The organism is Tritonibacter sp. SIMBA_163 (assembly GCF_046535935.1).
In the GTDB taxonomy this organism is placed as follows: domain Bacteria; phylum Pseudomonadota; class Alphaproteobacteria; order Rhodobacterales; family Rhodobacteraceae; genus Epibacterium; species Epibacterium scottomollicae.
The window spans coordinates 188,550-207,665 of the sequence record NZ_JAWJBP010000003.1 but is presented as its reverse complement, the minus strand read 5'-3'; the positions used below and the strand labels follow the sequence as shown (position 1 = coordinate 207,665).

At 63.4% G+C, this 19,116-nt stretch carries 22 protein-coding genes; 8 read left to right on the top strand and 14 right to left on the bottom strand.

Annotation, left to right across the window (positions count from 1 at the left end):
* The first annotated feature begins 54 nt into the window (after window positions 1–54).
* Window positions 55–1,053: a polyprenyl synthetase family protein gene (locus tag R0J92_RS07915; RefSeq protein ID WP_106161659.1), complete on the top strand. Its 999-nt coding sequence runs from the start codon at window positions 55–57 to the stop codon at window positions 1,051–1,053.
* 61 nt (window positions 1,054–1,114) lie between these two features.
* Here R0J92_RS07915 and R0J92_RS07910 read toward each other — a convergent pair whose 3' ends face one another.
* The 4 genes from R0J92_RS07910 to soxR all read right to left on the bottom strand — a co-directional run bounded on the left by R0J92_RS07910 (window position 1,115) and on the right by soxR (window position 6,109).
* The gene (locus tag R0J92_RS07910) at window positions 1,115–1,939 is read right to left on the bottom strand and encodes a 4-(cytidine 5'-diphospho)-2-C-methyl-D-erythritol kinase (protein ID WP_411051297.1); all 825 of its coding nucleotides are present in this window, start codon (window positions 1,937–1,939) and stop codon (window positions 1,115–1,117) included.
* Window positions 1,926–3,644: a tetratricopeptide repeat protein gene (locus tag R0J92_RS07905; protein ID WP_411051296.1), complete on the bottom strand. Its 1,719-nt coding sequence runs from the start codon at window positions 3,642–3,644 to the stop codon at window positions 1,926–1,928. Before R0J92_RS07905 ends, R0J92_RS07910 begins: the two co-directional genes overlap by 14 nt.
* Window positions 3,645–3,768: 124 nt before the next feature.
* Window positions 3,769–5,418, bottom strand: coding sequence for an electron transfer flavoprotein-ubiquinone oxidoreductase (locus R0J92_RS07900; protein WP_317384404.1), 1,650 nt, complete (start codon window positions 5,416–5,418; stop codon window positions 3,769–3,771).
* A gap of 235 nt (window positions 5,419–5,653) precedes the next feature.
* The gene (gene soxR, locus R0J92_RS07895) at window positions 5,654–6,109 is read right to left on the bottom strand and encodes a redox-sensitive transcriptional activator SoxR (protein ID WP_106161652.1); all 456 of its coding nucleotides are present in this window, start codon (window positions 6,107–6,109) and stop codon (window positions 5,654–5,656) included.
* Window positions 6,110–6,264: 155 nt separating this feature from the next.
* On the opposite strand from soxR, the gene R0J92_RS07890 reads away from it, so the two are divergent.
* The 5 genes from R0J92_RS07890 (at window position 6,265) to R0J92_RS07870 (ending at window position 9,057) form a co-directional block, all read left to right on the top strand.
* Window positions 6,265–6,645, top strand: coding sequence for a VOC family protein (locus R0J92_RS07890; RefSeq protein ID WP_411051295.1), 381 nt, complete (start codon window positions 6,265–6,267; stop codon window positions 6,643–6,645).
* Window positions 6,623–6,778, top strand: a complete 156-nt coding sequence (locus tag R0J92_RS07885; protein WP_317384406.1) for a hypothetical protein — start codon at window positions 6,623–6,625, stop codon at window positions 6,776–6,778. The genes R0J92_RS07890 and R0J92_RS07885 overlap by 23 nt, the downstream gene beginning before the upstream one ends.
* Before the next feature lie 179 nt (window positions 6,779–6,957).
* Window positions 6,958–7,428: a transcription elongation factor GreA gene (gene greA, locus R0J92_RS07880; protein ID WP_411051415.1), complete on the top strand. Its 471-nt coding sequence runs from the start codon at window positions 6,958–6,960 to the stop codon at window positions 7,426–7,428.
* Window positions 7,429–7,468: 40 nt separating this feature from the next.
* Entirely contained in the window at window positions 7,469–8,500 is a 1,032-nt protein-coding gene (locus R0J92_RS07875) for a hypothetical protein (protein WP_411051294.1), read from the top strand.
* A gap of 41 nt (window positions 8,501–8,541) precedes the next feature.
* The gene (locus R0J92_RS07870) at window positions 8,542–9,057 is read left to right on the top strand and encodes a GNAT family N-acetyltransferase (RefSeq protein WP_411051293.1); all 516 of its coding nucleotides are present in this window, start codon (window positions 8,542–8,544) and stop codon (window positions 9,055–9,057) included.
* 258 nt (window positions 9,058–9,315) lie between these two features.
* Here the strand turns inward: R0J92_RS07870 and glp are convergent, their stop codons facing one another.
* From glp to R0J92_RS07845, 5 genes are all read right to left on the bottom strand, one after another.
* Window positions 9,316–10,575, bottom strand: a complete 1,260-nt coding sequence (gene glp / locus R0J92_RS07865; RefSeq protein WP_411051292.1) for a gephyrin-like molybdotransferase Glp — start codon at window positions 10,573–10,575, stop codon at window positions 9,316–9,318.
* Complete coding sequence (locus tag R0J92_RS07860; protein WP_411051291.1) at window positions 10,572–11,372, bottom strand: molybdopterin guanine dinucleotide synthesis; 801 nt, start codon at window positions 11,370–11,372, stop codon at window positions 10,572–10,574. Before R0J92_RS07860 ends, glp begins: the two co-directional genes overlap by 4 nt.
* A 20-nt stretch (window positions 11,373–11,392) precedes the next feature.
* Entirely contained in the window at window positions 11,393–11,884 is a 492-nt protein-coding gene (mobB, locus tag R0J92_RS07855) for a molybdopterin-guanine dinucleotide biosynthesis protein B (RefSeq protein ID WP_411051414.1), read from the bottom strand.
* Window positions 11,881–12,537, bottom strand: coding sequence for a molybdenum cofactor guanylyltransferase MobA (gene mobA / locus R0J92_RS07850; protein ID WP_411051290.1), 657 nt, complete (start codon window positions 12,535–12,537; stop codon window positions 11,881–11,883). The genes mobB and mobA overlap by 4 nt, the downstream gene beginning before the upstream one ends.
* A 97-nt stretch (window positions 12,538–12,634) precedes the next feature.
* Window positions 12,635–13,546: a formate dehydrogenase accessory sulfurtransferase FdhD gene (locus R0J92_RS07845; protein WP_411051289.1), complete on the bottom strand. Its 912-nt coding sequence runs from the start codon at window positions 13,544–13,546 to the stop codon at window positions 12,635–12,637.
* Between the two features lie 25 nt (window positions 13,547–13,571).
* Here R0J92_RS07845 and R0J92_RS07840 point away from each other — a divergent pair, with 25 nt between their 5' ends.
* Both R0J92_RS07840 and R0J92_RS07835 read left to right on the top strand, forming a co-directional pair.
* On the top strand, window positions 13,572–14,303 hold the full coding sequence (locus R0J92_RS07840) for an AzlC family ABC transporter permease (protein WP_106161633.1): 732 nt from the start codon (window positions 13,572–13,574) through the stop codon (window positions 14,301–14,303).
* Window positions 14,300–14,644: an AzlD domain-containing protein gene (locus R0J92_RS07835; protein ID WP_317384413.1), complete on the top strand. Its 345-nt coding sequence runs from the start codon at window positions 14,300–14,302 to the stop codon at window positions 14,642–14,644. The genes R0J92_RS07840 and R0J92_RS07835 overlap by 4 nt, the downstream gene beginning before the upstream one ends.
* Before the next feature lie 155 nt (window positions 14,645–14,799).
* On the opposite strand, the gene R0J92_RS07830 is transcribed toward R0J92_RS07835, so the two are convergent.
* The 5 genes from R0J92_RS07830 to R0J92_RS07810 form a co-directional block, all read right to left on the bottom strand.
* Window positions 14,800–15,423, bottom strand: coding sequence for a hypothetical protein (locus R0J92_RS07830; RefSeq protein ID WP_411051288.1), 624 nt, complete (start codon window positions 15,421–15,423; stop codon window positions 14,800–14,802).
* 29 nt (window positions 15,424–15,452) lie between these two features.
* Entirely contained in the window at window positions 15,453–15,587 is a 135-nt protein-coding gene (locus R0J92_RS07825) for an aa3-type cytochrome c oxidase subunit IV (RefSeq protein ID WP_106161627.1), read from the bottom strand.
* A gap of 250 nt (window positions 15,588–15,837) precedes the next feature.
* Window positions 15,838–16,299 (bottom strand): DUF6173 family protein, encoded by a 462-nt coding sequence (locus tag R0J92_RS07820; protein ID WP_106161626.1) that lies wholly within the window; start codon window positions 16,297–16,299, stop codon window positions 15,838–15,840.
* Between the two features lie 44 nt (window positions 16,300–16,343).
* Complete coding sequence (locus tag R0J92_RS07815) at window positions 16,344–17,387, bottom strand: MBL fold metallo-hydrolase (RefSeq protein WP_411051413.1); 1,044 nt, start codon at window positions 17,385–17,387, stop codon at window positions 16,344–16,346.
* A 4-nt stretch (window positions 17,388–17,391) separates the two neighbouring features.
* Complete coding sequence (locus R0J92_RS07810; RefSeq protein WP_411051287.1) at window positions 17,392–19,104, bottom strand: acyl-CoA dehydrogenase; 1,713 nt, start codon at window positions 19,102–19,104, stop codon at window positions 17,392–17,394.
* Between the last annotated feature and the right edge of the window lie 12 nt (window positions 19,105–19,116).

Genomic DNA, 19,116 nt, shown 5'->3' with positions numbered 1-19,116 from the left:
CATGGATCTAAGGGCAAGACCGGGGTCTTGTCGAGCCTATCAGTCGGGAATGTGATGAACCAGGTGATGACGCAGAAACCCCATGAAATGCTGGCTGCCACCCTCGCCGAGGAGCTGGACGCCGTGAACCTGCTGATCCGCGAGCGGATGGCCTCGAAACATGCGCCCCGCATTCCCGAGGTGACCGCGCATCTGGTCGAGGCAGGCGGCAAGCGTCTGCGCCCGATGCTGACGTTGGCGGCGGCGCGGATGTGTGGCTACGAGGGCGATCACCATCTGAAACTGGCAGCAACGGTCGAGTTCATTCATACCGCGACGCTGCTGCATGATGATGTGGTCGACGAGAGCGCGCAGCGCCGGGGGCGGCCCACCGCCAACCTGCTGTGGGACAACAAAAGCTCGGTCCTGGTTGGGGATTACCTCTTTGCCCGCAGCTTCCAGCTGATGGTGGATACCGGATCGTTGCGGGTGCTGGATATCCTCGCCAATGCCTCGGCCACGATTGCCGAGGGCGAAGTGCTGCAGATGACGGCGGCCACCGACCTGGGCACCACCGAAGACATCTATCTGCAGGTGGTGCGTGGGAAGACGGCGGCGCTGTTCTCCGCCGCGACCGAAGTGGGCGGTGTCATTGCAGGCGCGCCCGAGCCGCAGGTGCAGGCGCTGTTCGACTATGGTGATGCGCTGGGGATCGCCTTCCAGATTGCCGATGATCTGCTGGATTATCAGGGTGATGCGGCAAAAACAGGCAAGAATGTCGGCGATGATTTCCGCGAGCGCAAGCTGACCTTGCCGGTGATCAAGGCGATCGCGCAGGCCACGGATGAGGAGCGCGCTTTCTGGGAGCGCACCATCGCAAAGGGGCGCCAGCAGGACGGCGACCTGGAACACGCGCTGGAGCTGATGGCGAAATACGCCACGCTGGAGGCCACTCGCGTGGATGCCGTCGCCTGGGCCGAAAAGGCAAAAACCGCACTGACAGCCCTGCCAGAGCACCCGATCCGCACGATGCTGATTGACCTGGCTGATTACGTGGTGTCGCGGCTGCATTGATCCGAGAGGCCGGTCAGCCAGACATCCCCGCGCTCTGTGCGGCAGGGGATGTCGTTGGAAATTATCCGAGCTCCGTGGCCACGCACCACCAGTCGGGATGCTCTGCGCCGATCTCATAGGCGGCAAAATGCGCGGCCTTCAGGCTTGGGTAGAGCGCGAAACAGGTCGCGCCAGAACCCGACATCCGCGCCATCAACGCATCGCGCGAGCTGCGCAAATCCCCCAGGGCCCGTTCGATCAGCGGGGCCACGGTAAGGGCGGCAGGCTCCAGATCGTTGCGCTGCGCCGCCAACCATTCGGCGCAATCCTCGACACCGTCGAACAGCGGCATATCAGCGGGCATGACGGTATTTTCACGTTCTTCCAGCGCCGAGAACACAGCGCCTGTCGGCACCTCGACACCAGGATTGACCAACAATGCGGGCAGCTTCGGCAGGGGCACGGGGGTGATCTCCTCACCGATGCCCTGCATGCGCGAGGCACGTGCTGACATGCACACAGGCACATCCGCGCCCAAAGACAGCGGCAAGTCTGGCGGCACAGGCACCCCCTGCTCCTGCAGCGCAGTTAGCAGCGCCGCGGCATCGGATGAGCCGCCGCCAATGCCGGCCCCATGCGGCAGGTTCTTCTCCAGATCAATCTGGCCGCGCCAGCCCGCCCCTTCAGCCGCACGCCAGACCAGATTGCGCTCGTCTTCCGGCACGCCCCTGGCAAACAGTCCGGTCACAGACAGCGATAAATCCGCGCCGGAGGTCAGCCGCAACCGGTCGCCGACATTGGCAAATGCCACAAGACTGTCGAGCAGATGATACCCGTCCGCGCGGCGACCGGTCACATGCAGGGTCAGGTTGATCTTGGCCGGGGCAAAGACCTCAGCTGTCGTCATTGGCGACCTGCAGGGGCTTGGCCCCCTCCTCGGCCAGCACCACGTCCAGACCGACATCCAGCTTGCGCCGGATGCGCTCTGGATCGGCCTCGGCATCCGCGTCATCGGGGTCGACGAAGGACAGCGCACGCTTCCACTGAAACTCTGCCTCCAGCTTGCGCCCAACGGCCCAATAGACATCGCCCAAATGGTCATTCACCACAGGGTCCACCGGCATCAACTCCACCGCGCGTTCCAGGTGACCAACTGCCGCCTCATAGTCGCCAAGCCGGTAAAGCACCCACCCGAGACTGTCGACGATGTAGCCGCTATCTGGACGTGCGGCGACGGCGCGTTCGATCATCGACAGCGCCTCGTCGAGATTCTCCTGCCGCTCCACCAGCGAATAGCCGAGGTAATTGAGCACCTGCGGCTGGTCCGGGTCGATCTCCAGCGCGGCGCGGAAGTCGGCTTCTGCTGCATCCCAATTCTTGAGACGTTCGTGGCAGATGGCACGCGCATAGAGCAGGAACCAGCGATTGTTCGCCCCCTCCGGGCTAAGCTCCAGCGCACGATCATATGCTTTGACTGCACCGGCATAATCTTCCTGCTGGCGCATCAGATCGCCGAGGTCGATATGCACCGCGATGTGCTGCGGAAAGTCGCGCACCAGCTGTTCCAGCACTTCGGCCGCGGCCTGCGGGTTGGCGGACCGGCGCAGGGCCTCGGCACGGCCCAGTTCGGCGGCGTGGAAATCGGGATGATCACGCGGCACCTGTTTGTAGGTGGCAATCGACAGCTCGTAGCGTCCCATCTGATCCAGCAGACCGGCGCTGAGCAGAATGGCGTCCACATGCGCCGGGCTAAGGGTCGCGGCCATCCGCGCATACATCAGCACGTAGTCATTGGCCGCCTCTCCCGACAGGGCCTGACCGAGGCTGAAGAAGACCTCTGCCATACCATCGCGCGGCGTCGGGGCGATGGAGAACGCTGCAGTCTCTCCGGCGGCCAGTCGGTCGGCCAGGTCGCTCAGCGCCGGATCGAACCCTTCGCCGAAACTCTCGACGAGCACCTCCAATGCCTGTTCGCTGCGCCCCAGCTGCGACAGCACCTGCACGCGCGCGATCGCGGCCCGGCGGGATGACCGGCCCAGTTGGCCCTCGTTGGCAGCAAAGAGGTCTTCCGCACCCTCGTAATCACCGACGGAGGCCAGCGCCAAGGCCTTGTGATACATGGCAAAGAAGCGCAGCCCATCTTGCTGTGCGACCGCGTCGAACTGCTCCAGCGCGTGCGAGACCGCCCCCTGGCCCATATAGGCCCATGCGTCCAGCAGCCCATCGACCAGCGGGCTGATTTCAAATTGTTCGGAATCGCGGGCCAGCAGCCCATCGTAGTCGTCCTGCAGGGCGAGATTGCCCGCCATGACGATATTGGCCACCTGGCTGCGCACGCCTGCGCCCCACATCCGCTGCGCCACCGGCAGTGCGGATTTCACATCCCCAAGCGCCAATTGTGCGTAGACGAGGTTTTCCATCAGCGTGACGTTCTGCGGATCGCGGACCAGCGCACGGGTGTAATATTTGGCCGAAGCGGCAAAGTCGCTATCGTAAGTCGCCGCCCGCCCGGCCAGATAGGACCCAGCTAGCCCGTCCGCCACGGCCATCGGGCCCGTGGTCAGAAGAAGCGCCGCTGCGCAGGTCAGGGAACGAAGATAGGATACTGGCACGAAGGGGCCTCCCCAGCATGATCACAAGAAAACTGGAGGCGAGCGTAGACCCCGGATTCTCAATGCGCAATGGGGCGACCCGCAGGCCGCCCCATCAAAACGATCATCATGGCAAATCTGCCCGTCACATATTCGGGTAGTTCGGCCCGTCGCCACCCTGTGGCGTGGTCCAGTTGATGTTCTGGCTCGGGTCCTTGATGTCGCAGGTCTTGCAGTGGACACAGTTCTGGAAGTTAATCACGAACTCTGCCTTGCCGTCCTTTTCGACCACCTCATAGACACCCGCCGGGCAGTAGCGCTGCGCCGGCTCGTCGTATTTGGGCAGGTTCACGGAGATCGGCGTGTCCTTATTGCCCAGATGCAGGTGGCAGGGCTGGCTTTCTTCGTGGTTGGTCGCCGCGAAGGACACGTTGGTCAGCCGATCAAAGGACAACACGCCATCCGGTTTCGGGTAATCGATGGTCTTGTGCTTCTCGGCCGGTTCCGTCGCCTCGGCATCGTTTTTGCCATGACCAAGGGTGCCAAAGAGAGACAGGCCAAAGAGGTTGTTGGTCCACATGTCGAAGCCACCCAGCGCCAGCGACGCGGTGAGGCCCCATTTGGACCACATCGGCTTGACGTTGCGAACCATCTTAAGGTCCTTGCCGATGGGGCCGTCGCGCACGTCGTCCTCGTAGCCGGTCAGCTCGTCCGAGGCGCGGCCCGCCTGGATTGCAGCATAGGCGGACTCTGCAGCCGCCTTGCCGGAGAGCATGGCGTTGTGATTGCCCTTGATGCGCGGCACGTTGACCATGCCAGCAGCACAGCCCAACAGCGCGCCGCCCGGGAAGGTCAGCTTCGGCATCGACTGATAGCCGCCCTCGGTGATGGCGCGGGCACCATAGGCCACGCGTTTGCCGCCCTTCAGCAGCTCCGCCACCATCGGGTGATGTTTGAAGCGCTGGAACTCCATATAGGGGTAGAGATGCGGGTTCTTGTAGTTGAGGTGCACCACGAAGCCCACATAGACCTGATTGTTATCAAGGTGATAGATGAAGGACCCACCGCCCGCGTTGGAATTCAGCGGCCAGCCCATGGTGTGGGTGACGGAGCCTTCCTTGTGCTTGGCGGGATCGATCTCCCAGATTTCCTTCATGCCGAGGCCGTATTTCTGCACTTCCTTGCCATCGGCCAGACCGTATTTGGCGATCACTTCCTTGGAGAGCGACCCGCGCACGCCCTCGGACAGGAAGACGTATTTGCCGTGCAGCTCCATGCCTGGCTCGGTGTTGGGGCCGTAAGAGCCGTCTTCCTCAAGGCCAAAGACCCCGGCAACGACGCCTTTGACTTCGCCCTTGTCGCCATAAACCAGCTCGGAGCAGGCCATGCCGGGGAAAATCTCGACGCCCAGCTCCTCGGCCTGTTCCGCCATCCAGCGGCAGACATTGCCCATGGAGACGATGTAGTTGCCGTGGTTGTTCATCAGCGGCGGCATCGGCGCGTTGGGGATGCGGATCTGGCCCGCTTCGCCCAGCATGTAGAAATTGTCGTCCTTGACGGCGACGTTCAGCGGCGCGCCCTTTTCCTTCCAGTCGGGCATCAGCGCGTCCAGACCGCAGGGGTCCAGAACCGCGCCGGACAGGATATGCGCGCCGACCTCGGATCCCTTCTCCAGCACCACGACGTCCAGATCGGCGTCGAGTTGCTTTAGACGGATCGCGGCCGACAGACCGGCGGGACCGGCCCCGACGATCACAACGTCGTATTCCATTGCTTCGCGTTCAATCTCGGCCATTCGAGGTGCTCCTTGGCTATCGTACGGACCCGCGCGTCTGGTCCTTGGCTGGTGGGCGCATGCGGCATGCGCTGGCGGTTGGGCGCAACATTCTTGCGCGGTTGCTTAGCGGTTGCAGCATGGAGAGGTCAATCCATACCCTACGTAGGATCCCTGAAAGACCCGGAAATGCGACATAGGGCGCGCCGGATTTCGTCACCCGAAGCGCAAATAACGGCGTTAATCGACAGGAGTGTCAAGTTTCGGGCCGATCCCCCATCAGATAACGCGGTCCCTGCCCGTTTTTTGCGGCTTTATCCTCCGCATTATAGAGCGCGCAGGTGGGCAGCGACAGGCAACCACAGCCGATGCAACCATCCAGATCGTCCCGCAGTTTCTCAAGGGTTGCGATTCGCGCGTCCAGATGGGTGCGGAACCCGGCCGACAGACGCGACCAGTCGTCCTTGGTCGGGGTGCGCTTGTTGGGCAGGCTCTGCAGCTGCTCGCGGATCTCCGGCAGTGTGAAGCCGAATTTCTGTGCGATCATGATGAAGCTCAGCCGCCTTATGTCGGCGCGGTGGAACCGGCGCTGGCCGCCGGCATTGCGCCAGGGTTCCAGCAGGCCCTGCGCCTCGTAGTAGCGGATCGCCGAGACCGCGAGGCCGGTGCGCTCCGCCAGATATCCGATCGACAGTCCATGTGATGCGGGCATATGTGCCTCCTGTCTTGTCGCGTCGTGTCGCCCTCGCCGCGCAGCGAAACCCGAGCGGAAAAAATTGTGCGTCAGTCAAAAAAACCTCTTGAGCTAAAGTTAGGTTTAGAAATTACCAAGGTCACAGGCAAGCAAAATCGAAAGGAACCACAGCCATGACCGCAACGCTCGAACACGCGAATCTCTGTGTGAGTGATCCGCACAAGACCGCCGCATGGATGGAGAAAATATTCGGATGGCATATCCGCTGGCAGGGTCCGGCACTGAACGGCGGGTACACCGTGCATGTGGGATCAAAGTCCAGCTACCTCGCGCTTTACTCCCCGGCCGAAGAGCTGACGGACCCCCCAAGACCCTATTCCACCAAGGGCGCATTGAACCATCTGGCCGTGATCGTCGATGATCTTGATGCCGCAGAGGTCGCCGTGAAGGAGGCTGGATATGCGCCCATGAACCATGGCGACTACGAACCGGGACGGCGGTTCTACTTTCACGACGAGGAGGGGGTGGAATATGAGCTCGTTCAATATGATTGATCTGCTGTTTCTGGCCGCCCAGGGTCCACGCGGGCTGCGGGATTTCGGCCTTGGTCGACGCCATCGTACAAATCACCCGCGTCAGCCCAGCCTGTCCGCCCCGCTGCCCTTGCGCGCGGCATGGCTGCGTTAAACACCCGCAACAGCCAGCAAAACCCTGCACAAGGATTGCAGCCCCCCTTGCAATTGCGTCCGCGATTGGGTCAGGTATTTGCCAACACGACGGTTCGCCCCGCTGCTCCTTGCGGCGGGGCGGCGGCGTTCATAAGACATGAAACAATAAAAGAACGAACCACGAAAGCGGACAAGACCATGGAAAAGATCCCGATGACGCCTGCGGGCTTTCAGGCCCTCGAAACGGAGCTGAAAACCCTCAAGAGCGTGGAACGCCCCGCTATCATCCAAGCCATTGCCGAAGCTCGTGAACTTGGGGATCTGTCGGAAAACGCCGAATATCACTCCGCGCGCGAAAAGCAGTCCTTTATCGAGGGCCGCATCAAGGAACTTGAAGGCGTGCTGTCGCTCGCCGATGTCATCAACCCGGCCAAGCTGTCCGGCTCGATCAAATTCGGCGCAAGCGTCACCTTGGTCGATGAAGATACCGACGAGGAAAAGACCTGGCAGATCGTCGGCGAGCATGAAGCCAACATCGAGGCCGGCCTGCTGAACGTGAAGTCCCCCATCGCGCGCGCCTTGATCGGCAAGGAAGAAGGCGACAGTGTGGATGTGCGCACGCCCGGCGGAGTGCGGTCCTACGAGATCCTCAAGATCGACTACGCCTGAGACAACGCCAGGCATTCCAAAGCAACAGAGCGGGCAGACAATGACCAGCGACGTCAGTCAAAAGGACCAGCCGGCCGCCAACGGGCAGTCCGGTTTGGCATTGCCGGAACTGGAAAGCAGCCCGCGCATGTCGCTGGGTCTGGCCGAAGTTGTTGCGATGGCGCTTGGCGTATTGTGGCTGCTGGTGGTCGGGGCCGTCTACCTCATGGCCCCGGAGATGGCGCTCGCGACCGAGTGGAATGCGCCACTGGTGCGCATTCTGGCTGTGATGTTGCCGGTGCTGATGCTGCTGGTGGCCGCCATTGCCATGCGCTCTGCCCGGATCATGCGTGAGGAGACCGAGCGTCTGCACGGGGCGATCTCAAGTCTGCGCCACATGTATCTGGCACACACGCAGGCCGCGGCGGTCGTGACAGAACCCTCGGTCACCAAAAAGCTGGACGAGATCGCAGAAACTGCACGCAAGACGGAAACGGTGCTGGCCACCTTTCAGTCCACCCGTGGCGCGCCGACGCGCCTGGCGATCCCGTCAAAGGCGATGGAGGCCGTTACGGAACAGGGCTCGCTCGAATTGGGCACCTCGGCCGAAGACCTGTCGCCGCCGCTCTCGAATGAGCACTTTGTGCGCGCCCTCAACTTCCCGGAATCGGCGGAGGACGAAGAAGGGTTTGTGTCGCTGCGTCTGGCGCTGAAGGACCGGAATACCGCACAGGTGATCCGCGCGGCCCAGGACGTGCTGACGCTGCTGAGCCAGGAGGGCATCTATATGGATGACCTGCGCCCGGACCGGGCCCGTCCCGATATCTGGCGCCAGTTCGCCAATGGCGCCCGTGGTCGCGCGGTCGCCGCCCTTGGGGGCGTGCGTGACCGCTCCTCGCTGGCGCTTTCGTCGGCGCGGATGAAGCAGGATCCGCTGTTTCGCGACAGTGCCCATCACTTCCTGCGCTGCTTCGACCAGATGTTCACCCGTTTCGAGGCCGAGGCCACGGATGCGGAAATCTCCGCCCTAAGCGACACCCGCACCGCCCGCGCCTTCATGCTGCTGGGCCGGGTGGCGGGCACCTTCGACTGAACCGGGCCGTGGCTGGGGGTTTCCCTTCAGAGGCATGCGCCGTGACGGAGCCCAGCCTGCGGCCGGCCAAGGCATCGGATGCCTCCAGCCTCGCGGCCCTGTCGCTCGAGGTCTGGATCGGCACCTACCTGCGTCAGGGCATCTCGGCCCATTTTGCCGACCATGTGCTGGCGGACTTTACAACTGCACGCATGCTGGACCGGATCAAGGACGAGCGCCAGACGCTGATCGTGTCGCAGAACCGGGATGGCATCGACGGCTACATCCGTCTTTTGCGAGACAGTCCTGATCCGGTGGCGGGAGATCACCAGACCGAGGTCGCCACGCTCTACGTGCAGCCGCGCCACCACGGCAGAGGTCTTGGCCGTGCGTTGCTTCACGCCGGCATGGAGGCTGCACGAGAGGACGGCGCTTCCTCCCTCTGGCTGAGCACCAACTCCGAGAACACCCCGGCTATCGCCTTCTATCTGGCGCAGGGGTTCAGCCGGATCGGGATAAGTGATTTCCGCATCGACGATCAGGCCTATCAGAACGACGTGTTTGCCCGCGGCTTGTAATCCCACCGTGGAGGGCACTCGCATCCCGGATAGGGGGAGGGCTCCCGCCCGTCGGACCTGCATTGAAAATGCCGTCCCTCCCGTTGGGCCGCGCGCCCTTCGGGCGCGTGAAACACCTCAGGACAGGTGATCGATAACCTCGGCTGTCTCACCGCCCACAGCGCGCCCGCAGGGGGCGCTGCCGGGCCCAAACGGGGGTGGTGGCATCTGTGATGCCGCCGCGCTCGGCGGGAGCCTCCCCGCCCCAGCGGCCAAGCCTCAGCCCATGCCAAAGCTTGCGTAAGGGATGAACCGCACCGGGTCACCCGGTGCAATCTCTGCCGCACCGTCGGGCAGCTCCACCAGCCCCTCGGCCCAGCTGAGGCCTGAAATGCGGCCGGAACCCTCGGACTTGAACACCTCTGCCTGCCCGTCCCGCATCCGCGCCCGCAGATACTCACGCCGCCCCGGCTTCTTGCGCTTGGCAAATCCGGCAGGCACGTCAAAGCCCTGCGGCGCAGCCCAGCCCGCACCTGCCATCAGCCCCATCGCGGGGCGGGCAAAGACCAGCGTGCAGACCAGTGCGGCCACCGGGTTGCCCGGCAGGCCAAAGACCGGCGTGCCATCCCACATGCCAAGTGCCAGCGGACGGCCCGGTTTGAGCGCAATACGCCATTCCTGCATCGCGCCTGCGTCCCGCAACAGGGCCGAGACATGATCCTCGTCCCCCGCCGAGGCACCGCCACTGGTCAGGATGACATCCGCTCGCAACGCCGCATCATCCAGCGCCGAGCGCAGGGCCTCGCGGTCATCGGCGACGCGGCCCATGTCGACGGCCTCAAACCCGAACTGCCGCATCAGTGCCAGCAGCATCGGCCGGTTGGCGTCATAGATCTGACCCAGCCCCGCCTGCTGCCCCGGCTCGACCAGCTCATCTCCGGTGGACACCACGGCCACACGCAAGGGTTTGCGCACCACAAGCTGTGACAGCCCGGTGGCCGAGGCCAGCGCCAGATCCGCCGGTGTCACCACCCGGCCCATGGGTAGGATCACGTCGCTCGCCGTCACGTCTTCGCCGGCCTTGCGCGTATTGGCGCCCTGTTTGAGCGGCCCGTTGAAGGCGATCTGCTCCCCATCCGTGCGCACATCTTCCTCGAGGATCACGGTGTCGACCCCCTCGGGCAAGGCCGCGCCGGTCAGGATGCGGATCGCCTGGCCCTCTGGTACCACACCGTCGAACGGCACCCCCGCCGCCGCGCGCCCCACGATCAACGGCAACATATGTGCGCCGTCATCTCGCCCGCCGGCAAACCCGTAGCCATCCACCGCCGTATTCGGCTGCGGCGGGTTGGAGCGCAGCGCCACCGCGTCTTCTGCCAGCACCCGCCCCAGCGCCTCGGCCAAGGCCACGCGCTCTGCCCCGGTCACCGGACCCAGCCGGTCGCGCAACAACGCCAGCGCGTCATCGACCGGCGTCCAATCCACCCCCTGCGGCAGGGCGAAGCAGTCGTTGCTGAGAGGGGGCGGGGTTAGGGTCATCGGTCAGGCTCCACGCCGAGAATCCAGCCCTCTTCCAATGCGATAGGGGCGGTCACGGTCAACATCTGCCTCAGGTCTGCCACAGGGCGGGAGGCGAGGTCCAGTGCGACGCGGTGCACTTGCCAGGCATCCTTGATCCAGCCCTCCGGTGCCGGGCCTGCCAGCAACGTCGGCCAGATCTCCAACAGCGCCACCGGTGCGTCCAGTGGCTCGAACGGCCAGGCCGCCATATGGGGCGCAAACCGCGCGCGGAGGCGATGCAGCACTGGCAGCCCCATCATCACCTGCCCGCCGACGGAGCCCGCACCGGACATCTGCCAGCAGGTAAAACTGCCCTTGGCGCGATGTTCCACCTGCCGACGATCAGGAAAAGGGTTATGATAGAAGGTCTTGCGACGCGGCAACCCGGTTATGTCGCGCTTCAGCCCATTGCCCCAGAATGGCCCGTTGCCACCCCAGCGTTCATTCAGCATGCCTGCAATATCAAAGCGATTGTTGCCGGTTGGTGCATCCTCGACACGCTCTGCAAACCAGCGCCACAGGGCGAGCGGCTCCGGTCTGCCGGTCAACTCCTCGGAAAAGCCCGCTGGATACCCGAAGGGAAAATCAAACCCCAGCGCCAGCCTGCGCCCGGCTGTCAGCTCACCCTCAGTCAGCGTCGCCAGCCAGTCCTCGGCCCGGGCGCGATTGCGCAGATAGATCGGATCCTCAGCCACCCCCTGTCGCACCACACAGGCCCAGATCGCATCCTTGCGCGGGCGGGCGCCGGTGTCATTGCCGCCGGACCAGTCTACCATGGCAAAGGTCTCAAAGGGTGTCAGAGGCCCAGCTCCGCGGCGATGAAATCGGCTACCCCCTTGGTGTCGTCCAGATCAAACACCGGGCGATCCAGCGTCAGCGGCGTGTCAGAGGCCACCGCGCGGATGGTCGGATCATCCGGCGCAATCAGCGGCTTTCCAGCCTCGGTGCGATGCGCCTCGATCTTCGGGTGTGGCTCGCGCTTGAAGCCTTCGATCAGGATCAGATCCACCGGGCGCATGCGGGCCAGCAACTCGGTCAGCGACGGCTCAGCCGCGCCGCGCAGCTCCTGCATGATGGCAACGCGGTTGGGCGAGGCCAGCACCACCTCTGCCGCGCCTGCCGTGCGATGGCGAAAACTGTCGGTGCCCGGCTGGTCCACATCCGTGGCGTGATGAGCATGTTTGAGGGTGGAAACCGTGAGACCGCGCGCCGTGAACTCCGCCACCAACCGCTCCATCAGCCCGGTCTTGCCGTTGTTCTTCCAGCCGGTGACACCGTAGAGCTTCACCACAACCGCGCCCCTGTCTGCGCCAGATTTTCGGCCTGAGCCAGATCCTCGGGCGTGTTGACGTTGAAGAAGGGATCGAACGGCTCCGCCTCAAACAACGCCTCGCGGCCATTATGCTGATCGGTCCACAAAACCACCTTGCGCAGGCCGCCCTGCAGCGCCGCACGCAGATCATCACGCAAGGCCACCGGCCAGAGGCCGAAGGTGGGGTGGCGGTTCACACGGCCCTTGCCACCGGACTTCAACACCTCCGCGCCGCTCTTGGGTGTGGTGGCAAGCACCAGCGGATGCGTCTGCCCGTCTGAGGCCGCAACCAGCCGCACCACCAGATCGGTGGGAAAGAACGGCGTGTCGGCGGCAGCTGTGACAATCGCATCCGCGCCCTCCTCCGCCGCCCAATCGAGGCCAGCAAGCACCCCGGCCAAGGGTCCGGCAAAACCGTCGATACTGTCAGGCACGACTGGCAGGCCAAGACCCTCGAACCGTGCCGCATCGCCATTGGCGTTCAGCGCCAGCCCGGAGACCTGCGGCGACAGCCGGTCGATCACACGCGACATCAGGTTTTGCCCGCCAAGGCGCAACAGGCCCTTATCGCCCCCGCCCATCCGCGTGGCGAGGCCACCGGCGAGGATCACACCGAGAGGTTGGGTCATGTCATGTCTCCCTTGCGGCCTGCGCCCAGAGCGGTATCGCCGCGACGCGCGCCGAGTGGGCCTCGATGGCCCCGAGGTGCGCCCCTGCCCGCCCCGTTCATTGCGCGCTTTTCCTGCGATGTTTGCGCTCTTCTTCCGGCATTGCCTTTGGATCCACATCCCGCAGCAGCCGCTCCTCACCTGCCAGACAGACAAACCGCTGTCCGCGCATGCGGCCGATCAGCGTCAATCCAACCTGCCGCGCGATCTCCACGCCCCAGGCGGTAAAGCCCGAGCGCGAGGCCAGAACCGGAATGCCCATCATCGCGGTCTTGATCACCATTTCCGAGGTCAGCCGCCCGGTGGTATAGAGGATCTTGTCCGCCGCCTCGACGCGCTCGGAGAGCATCCAGCCGGCGATCTTGTCCACCGCGTTGTGGCGGCCCACATCCTCCATATAAACCAGCGGACGATCCTGATGGCACAGCACTGTGCCATGAATGGCCCCCGCCTCGAGATAGAGCGAGGGCGTACGGTTGATCTCATGCGCCAGCGCATAAAGCCAGGAAGTCTTGACCGGGGTCGCGGACAGGCTCACGTTCTCCAGTCCCGCCATCATGTCACCAAAGACCGTGCCCACGGCGCAGCCCGAGGTGCGGGTCTTCTTCTGCAGCTTTTCCTCATGCGAGGTCTCGATCTCGGTGCGCACAACCACTGTTTCGACTTCTTCGTCGTAGTCGACGCGCGTCACCACATCGTCAGGCAACAGCATGCCCTGATTTTTCAGGAACCCGAGCGCCAGATACTCCGGGTAGTCACCGATGGTCATCGCGGTGACGATTTCCTGCCGATTGAGGTAGATCGTGAGCGGGCGCTCCTCGACCACCGCGATCTCGGTTTGCTGTCCCAGATGATCGGTACCGGTCACCGCACGGGTCAGCCGCGGGTTGCCGGGGGCGGGGGCGATCAGGTACCCAGACTTTTTTTGCAGCTTTGACAATTGCCAACTTCCTCCAACCCTCGTAGCCATGTGTCACGTAACCTAAGGCCCGGCCATGACAATCTCCACCGTGAAATCCGCCTTCTGGAAGGGCATGCGCGACAGCGCGCCCTTTGTTCTGGTCTCCGGGCCTTTTGGACTGCTGTTTGGCGTCCTTGCCGCCGAGGCAGGCCTGAACGTGCTTGAGGCAACCTCTTTCTCGTTGGCGGTGTTTGCGGGATCGGCGCAGTTTACCGCATTGCAACTGATGCAGGAACAGACGCCGACCCTGATCGTGCTGGTCTCTGCACTCGCGGTCAATCTTCGGGTGGCAATGTATTCGGCCTCGCTGACGCCATATCTGGGTGGCGCACCACTGTGGCAACGCGCTTGTGCGGCCTATCTGACGGTCGATCAGGCCTATGCGCTGTCGATGATCGAATTCGAGCGTCGCGCAGACTGGGGCGTATCCGAGCGCATGGCCTATTTCTTCGGCACCAACGGGCTGGTGGCCCCCGCCTGGATGGCGGCCACCATCACCGGCGCGCTGGTTGGCGCGTCGATCCCCGACAGCCTGGGACTGGATTTTGTCCTGCCGATCGCCTTCCTTGCGATGATCGGCCCGATGCTGCGCACGCCAGCTCATGTGGTGGCCTGTTTCACCGCCTGCGCGGTTTCACTTCCGGCAGCCCTGATGCCCTATAATCTGGGCCTGATCATCGCAGGGCTGGCAGGCATGATGGCGGGTGCGCAGGCCGAGCTGTGGTTTGAACGCCGCACGGCACGCACGGAGGAGGCCGAAGGATGAACGGCACAGAGATGACATTTGACCGCAGCACACTCTGGATCGTGATCGTCGGGCTGGCGATTGGCTCTTACGCGCTGCGATTTGCCTTCATCGGCTTGGTGGGCAACAAGGCGATGCCGGACTGGCTGATGCGCCACCTGCGCTATACAGCCGTTGCAATCATTCCCGCGCTGGTGGCGCCGCTGGTGGTCTGGCCTGCGCCCACGGATGGCGAACCGAGCCTTATCCACTTTGCCGCTGCGGCCCTGACCTTTGCAGTCGCCGTGTTTTCCAAGAACGTGCTGCTCGCCATGATCACCGGTGCCTGTAGCCTCTGGTCGCTGATGTATCTGTTTGGCTAGACGGTTGGGCCAACCTCTGCGGTCACGTCAATTTCAGTGACTGGCATTCAAATCAGCGCGCGGCCAATAGAAAAGGGCGCTGTTGCCAGCGCCCGGATCACAAAATCAGGTCTCTCAGATCAACGCCAACCCTGAGGCCTGCGAGGTCAGATGCGTCACGAGTCCGCTTCGGCATTCAAAGTGACATTCCCTGCCGCAAGGCCGGATTGCAGATCATCACTGTCATCTTCGTAGAATTTGTCCGTCACCACGCCGGGCACCTGTGCAAACTGTTCCTGCAGCTTGACCGGATAATAGGTCACGTCGATGCCCTCGAAACCCGGAATTTGTCGCAGAATGGAAGAGGTTGCATTGGCACAGAAGGCCCCCGGCACCCGCCCGTTGGTGGTGACCAACTGATAGGCCGTCTGTGCCTGCGCCGGTGTCAGCTCGACAGTCTGTGTAACAACATGGAAGGTCGAGCGCGCGTGGGCGCTGCGGTAGGCTCGAAAGACACTCGGCGAGATACCGTAGAGCACGTCCTGACGCTCCGGCACCACATCGGCATAAAACGATCCGGCCGGATCAAAGATCACCCGCTCGGAGGCGTTGACCATAAGCGCCGTATGCCCGCCCTGCCCGGTCCGGTTGTTGACCACCGTGACCAGCGACATCGACGGGTTGCCCGCGTCACGATAGGCGACGCGCGCAATTGTGTCCGGGTCGGCATCCGGGCGCTGAGGTGCCGCGCACCCCGCGAGAGCTGCGCAGAGCGCAAGAATCAGGATCGGCGTCCGCATGCAGCTAAGCTCCGGTGCTATGGATCGGGTCAGGTGGCGAAAACTGCCAGGAACAGGGCAAAGACCACCAAAGCGATGGTAACGCGGGTCACAAAGGTCATGAAACCCGCATAGGTTTTTTCCTGAACGCTATAGTCCATGCTGCCGTGCTTGTGTTCAGCCATTTCTCGAGATCCTGTTCGCATCTGTTCACTTGAAGCTGGTGATACTGGATTTCCAAACCGCTGTCACCACCCCTATCGCGCCACAGACGCAATGGGGCTGCAACGGGCCATAGGCATGACAAGGCTTTGCAAATTCTCGTTCAGGTGCCGCTCATCCGCCGGCAACGGACCCTGCCCCGTCGCGCGATGCGCAACAAAGCAGAGCCGTTTGAGCATACCTTGTCTCGTGGCACCTCATTGGGAACGGTTGTCAGGCCGCATCTTCCAGTTCCGCCACCAGACGGAAGCCAATGCGTTTGGCTGGCTCTTCCGGTTTGGGTTTGGGCATTGCCCGCAAGATCACGTTGAGCTGGCTCACATGCTGCACCAACTGCGTTTTGGCCCCCCGCGAATCGCTACCGTAGAAGGTCACGATATCCGGGTCGAAATACCCCATGCCTTCGATCCGCAGCACGCCGGCATCACCGCCGGCAAAGCCCATGGCGACCTCGTGTTCGCCATCCAGCGTCTTTTCGAAGTTCTGGATATAAAGGATCATGCGTTCATAGGCCCAACGCGCCGGGCTCTTCTGCTCCGGAGACGGCACCTTCTGCATAGGTGCGGGGACATCCTTCAGCGCTTCAGGCGCATCCGGATCGGTGTGAACCTCGCGATGGCAGGGCAGCGCCGCCGCCTCTGCCACTTCGGCGCTGGTTGAAATCTTGTCATCCATTGGAAAATCCCCGGGTCGTCAAAGTTTCAACCAAGGTGGCAGGCTTAACGCCGTTGGTAAACCCAAGCCTCATCATCGCGCCGTGTGCGCGAGACCTGGCCGGTGCGGTAGAGGTGATTCACATGGGCCACCGCCTCCACCAGCGCGAGGCCGTATTCGCCGGGGCCGATCTTGCGCTTGAACAAGGGCGGGAAACACTCCGCGGCGCATTTGGGGGTATCGAGGTGGTCGAGCAACCGCTCCAGCGCACCATGATGGTTGTCGATGAGCTGGCGCATCCGCAGTGGCAGTCGGGTAAAGGGCAGCTTGTGACCGCCCAGCGCCAGATGGTCGGGACGGGCCAGCGCCGCCAGCCGCTCGCAGGCTTCCAGCCATTCGGCCAGAGGGTCGGCCTCGGGCTCAGTCGCATAGACGCCGATATTGGGGCTGATGGACGACAGCACCTGATCGCCAGTCAGCACCAGATTGTCGTCCCGGCTCCAGAATGTTGCGTGCTCGGGCGCGTGGCCATTGCCCATATGCACGTCCCAGTCACGCCCGCCCATGCGGAACACATCGCCCTGCTGCACCCGGGTGAAGCCCAGCGGCATCGGGTAGACCGTGTCGGAGAAGTTGAAGGGTCGTTCTGCCTTGCGCGTGGCGTAGGTGTCCGCATCCATACCGGCGCTGCGGTAATAGGCCAGAGTTTCCGACGGCCATTCCTCCTGCACATCGAGCGTCAGCATGCGCGCAAACAGCCAGGCGGTCCGGGTGGTCACCAGTTCCGCGCCATGTTCGGACTGGAACCAGCCCGCATTGCCGATGTGGTCGGGGTGATGATGGGTCACCACGACGCGCCCTACCGGCTTGCCGCCCAAGGGCCCGGCCATCAGCTGTTCCCAAATGCGGCGGGTCGTTTTTGACGACATGCCGGTGTCCACCACGGTCCAATGATCGCCCTCATCCAGCGCATAGACATTGACGTGGTCGAGCTTCATCGGCAGCGGCAGCCGCATCCACAGGACACCTTCGGCGACCTCGATGGCCTCTCCTTTTGCGGGCGGTTCTTGCCAGGGCGTGCGCGGGGCGACTTCGGGAACAGAGGCCATATACTCAGCCCGCCAGTTCTTCGGCGGTGAGGGCAAAGGCACCCGCTGCGCCCTCTTGCGCATGCACCAGATAGGCCGCGTGCTGGGGCAGCATCCGCTTGATATAGAAGCGTGCGAGTTTCTCGCGCGCACCGCCCTTGTCGGCGAGGGCTGCGGCCAGGTGGTAGTGACCACCCAGAACCCGCGCGAAGGCCATCAGATAGGGCACCGCGCCCGCGAAACGGTCCTGCATGTCGGCCTCCACCAGCCATTCGGTGGCCTCGCGCAGGGTTTCGCAGGCCTGCCAGACCGCCTCGGCCATTTTGGGATGGGTGGGGCGGGCCCGTTCGGCCTGTTCCTCGATCTCGTCGATCAGCCGATGCGCCATCTCGCCGCCGTCCATCATCTTGCGCGCCACCAGATCCATCGCCTGAATGCCATTGGTGCCCTCGTAAATCGCCGTCACGCGGACATCGCGGTAGAACTGCGCGGCGCCGGTTTCCTCGATGAAGCCCATGCCGCCATGGACCTGCACCCCCTGTTCCGCCACACGGATGCCGGTTTCCGTGCCAAAGGCCTTGGCGATCGGCGTCAGGAACGCGGCGCGGGTCTTCCACTCCGCTGCGCCGGTGGCGGTCCCCATGTCGATGGCACCGGCGCAGGCCAGCATGATGGCGCGCGACGCATAAACATCCGCCTTCATTTCCATCAGCATCCGGCGCACATCGGCATGGTCGACAATGGTACCTGTCCCGCCTTCAACCGGCGTTTTGCCTTGCTTGCGGTCCAGCGCATAGGCCAGCGCGTGCTGATATGCGCCTTCCGCCACGCCGACGCCCTGGCCGCCCACCCCGAGGCGGGCATTGTTCATCATGGTGAACATCGCCGCCATGCCACCGTGCTCGCGGCCCACAAGCCAGCCGGTGGCGCCATCATATTGCATCACGCAGGTGGGAGAGCCATGCAGGCCCATCTTGTGCTCAAGGCTGACCACCTTGAGGTCATTCGCCTTGCCGGGATTGCCGTTCTCGTCCGGAATATACTTGGGCACCAGAAACAGCGAGATCCCCTTGGTGCCCGCCACCCCGTCCGGCAATCGTGCCAGCACCAGATGGCAGACGTTTTCGGCAAAGTCGTTGTCACCCCAGGAGATATAGATCTTCTGACCGCTGACCGCATAGGTGCCGTCACCATTCGGCTCTGCCTTAGACGAGAGCGCGCCCACGTCCGACCCTGCCTGCGGCTCCGTGAGGTTCATGGTTCCGGTCCATTCGCCGGAAATCAGCTTCGGCAGATAGACATCCTTCATCGCGTCCGAGGCGTGATGTTCCAGCGCCTCGATCTGGCCCTGGCTCATCAGGGGCGCCAGTTGCAGCGACAGGCAGGCGCCGGACATCATCTCGTTAACCGCAGTGGTCAGCGACATCGGCAACCCCATGCCACCATACTCGGGGTCTGCGCTCATGCCGACCCAGCCGCCACTCGCAATGGCCTTGTAGCCGTCACCAAACCCGGAGGAGGTCCGCAACACCCCGTTTTCCAACCGCGCCGGTTCCAGATCGCCGTTGCGCTGCAAAGGGCCCAGCACCTCGTCACACATCTTGCCCGCTTCGGTCAGGATGGCGCTGGCCACATCGGAATCTGCCTCGGCAAACCGGTCGGTGGCGGTGATCTGTTGGTAACCGAGGATATCCTGCAGCAGGAACTGATATTCGGAAACGGGGGCGCGGTAGCTCATCGGGCGGGACCT

What these genes read in the sequence shown, in the direction of transcription:
- R0J92_RS07875 (WP_411051294.1), top strand. Translation starts at nt 7,469, where the DNA reads ATGACCAGCGACGTCAGTCAAAAGGACCAGCCGGCCGCCAACGGGCAG.
- R0J92_RS07900 (WP_317384404.1), bottom strand. Translation starts at nt 5,418, where the DNA reads ATGGCCGAGATTGAACGCGAAGCAATGGAATACGACGTTGTGATCGTC.
- R0J92_RS07845 (WP_411051289.1), bottom strand. Translation starts at nt 13,546, where the DNA reads ATGGCTACGAGGGTTGGAGGAAGTTGGCAATTGTCAAAGCTGCAAAAA.
- R0J92_RS07910 (WP_411051297.1), bottom strand. Translation starts at nt 1,939, where the DNA reads ATGACGACAGCTGAGGTCTTTGCCCCGGCCAAGATCAACCTGACCCTG.
- mobA (WP_411051290.1), bottom strand. Translation starts at nt 12,537, where the DNA reads ATGACCCAACCTCTCGGTGTGATCCTCGCCGGTGGCCTCGCCACGCGG.
- R0J92_RS07835 (WP_317384413.1), top strand. Translation starts at nt 14,300, where the DNA reads ATGAACGGCACAGAGATGACATTTGACCGCAGCACACTCTGGATCGTG.
- R0J92_RS07820 (WP_106161626.1), bottom strand. Translation starts at nt 16,299, where the DNA reads ATGGATGACAAGATTTCAACCAGCGCCGAAGTGGCAGAGGCGGCGGCG.
- soxR (WP_106161652.1), bottom strand. Translation starts at nt 6,109, where the DNA reads ATGCCCGCATCACATGGACTGTCGATCGGATATCTGGCGGAGCGCACC.
- R0J92_RS07840 (WP_106161633.1), top strand. Translation starts at nt 13,572, where the DNA reads ATGACAATCTCCACCGTGAAATCCGCCTTCTGGAAGGGCATGCGCGAC.
- R0J92_RS07915 (WP_106161659.1), top strand. Translation starts at nt 55, where the DNA reads ATGAACCAGGTGATGACGCAGAAACCCCATGAAATGCTGGCTGCCACC.
- R0J92_RS07830 (WP_411051288.1), bottom strand. Translation starts at nt 15,423, where the DNA reads ATGCGGACGCCGATCCTGATTCTTGCGCTCTGCGCAGCTCTCGCGGGG.
- R0J92_RS07890 (WP_411051295.1), top strand. Translation starts at nt 6,265, where the DNA reads ATGACCGCAACGCTCGAACACGCGAATCTCTGTGTGAGTGATCCGCAC.
- R0J92_RS07825 (WP_106161627.1), bottom strand. Translation starts at nt 15,587, where the DNA reads ATGGCTGAACACAAGCACGGCAGCATGGACTATAGCGTTCAGGAAAAA.
- R0J92_RS07810 (WP_411051287.1), bottom strand. Translation starts at nt 19,104, where the DNA reads ATGAGCTACCGCGCCCCCGTTTCCGAATATCAGTTCCTGCTGCAGGAT.
- R0J92_RS07860 (WP_411051291.1), bottom strand. Translation starts at nt 11,372, where the DNA reads ATGGTAGACTGGTCCGGCGGCAATGACACCGGCGCCCGCCCGCGCAAG.
- R0J92_RS07815 (WP_411051413.1), bottom strand. Translation starts at nt 17,387, where the DNA reads ATGGCCTCTGTTCCCGAAGTCGCCCCGCGCACGCCCTGGCAAGAACCG.
- glp (WP_411051292.1), bottom strand. Translation starts at nt 10,575, where the DNA reads ATGACCCTAACCCCGCCCCCTCTCAGCAACGACTGCTTCGCCCTGCCG.
- greA (WP_411051415.1), top strand. Translation starts at nt 6,958, where the DNA reads ATGGAAAAGATCCCGATGACGCCTGCGGGCTTTCAGGCCCTCGAAACG.
- R0J92_RS07885 (WP_317384406.1), top strand. Translation starts at nt 6,623, where the DNA reads ATGAGCTCGTTCAATATGATTGATCTGCTGTTTCTGGCCGCCCAGGGT.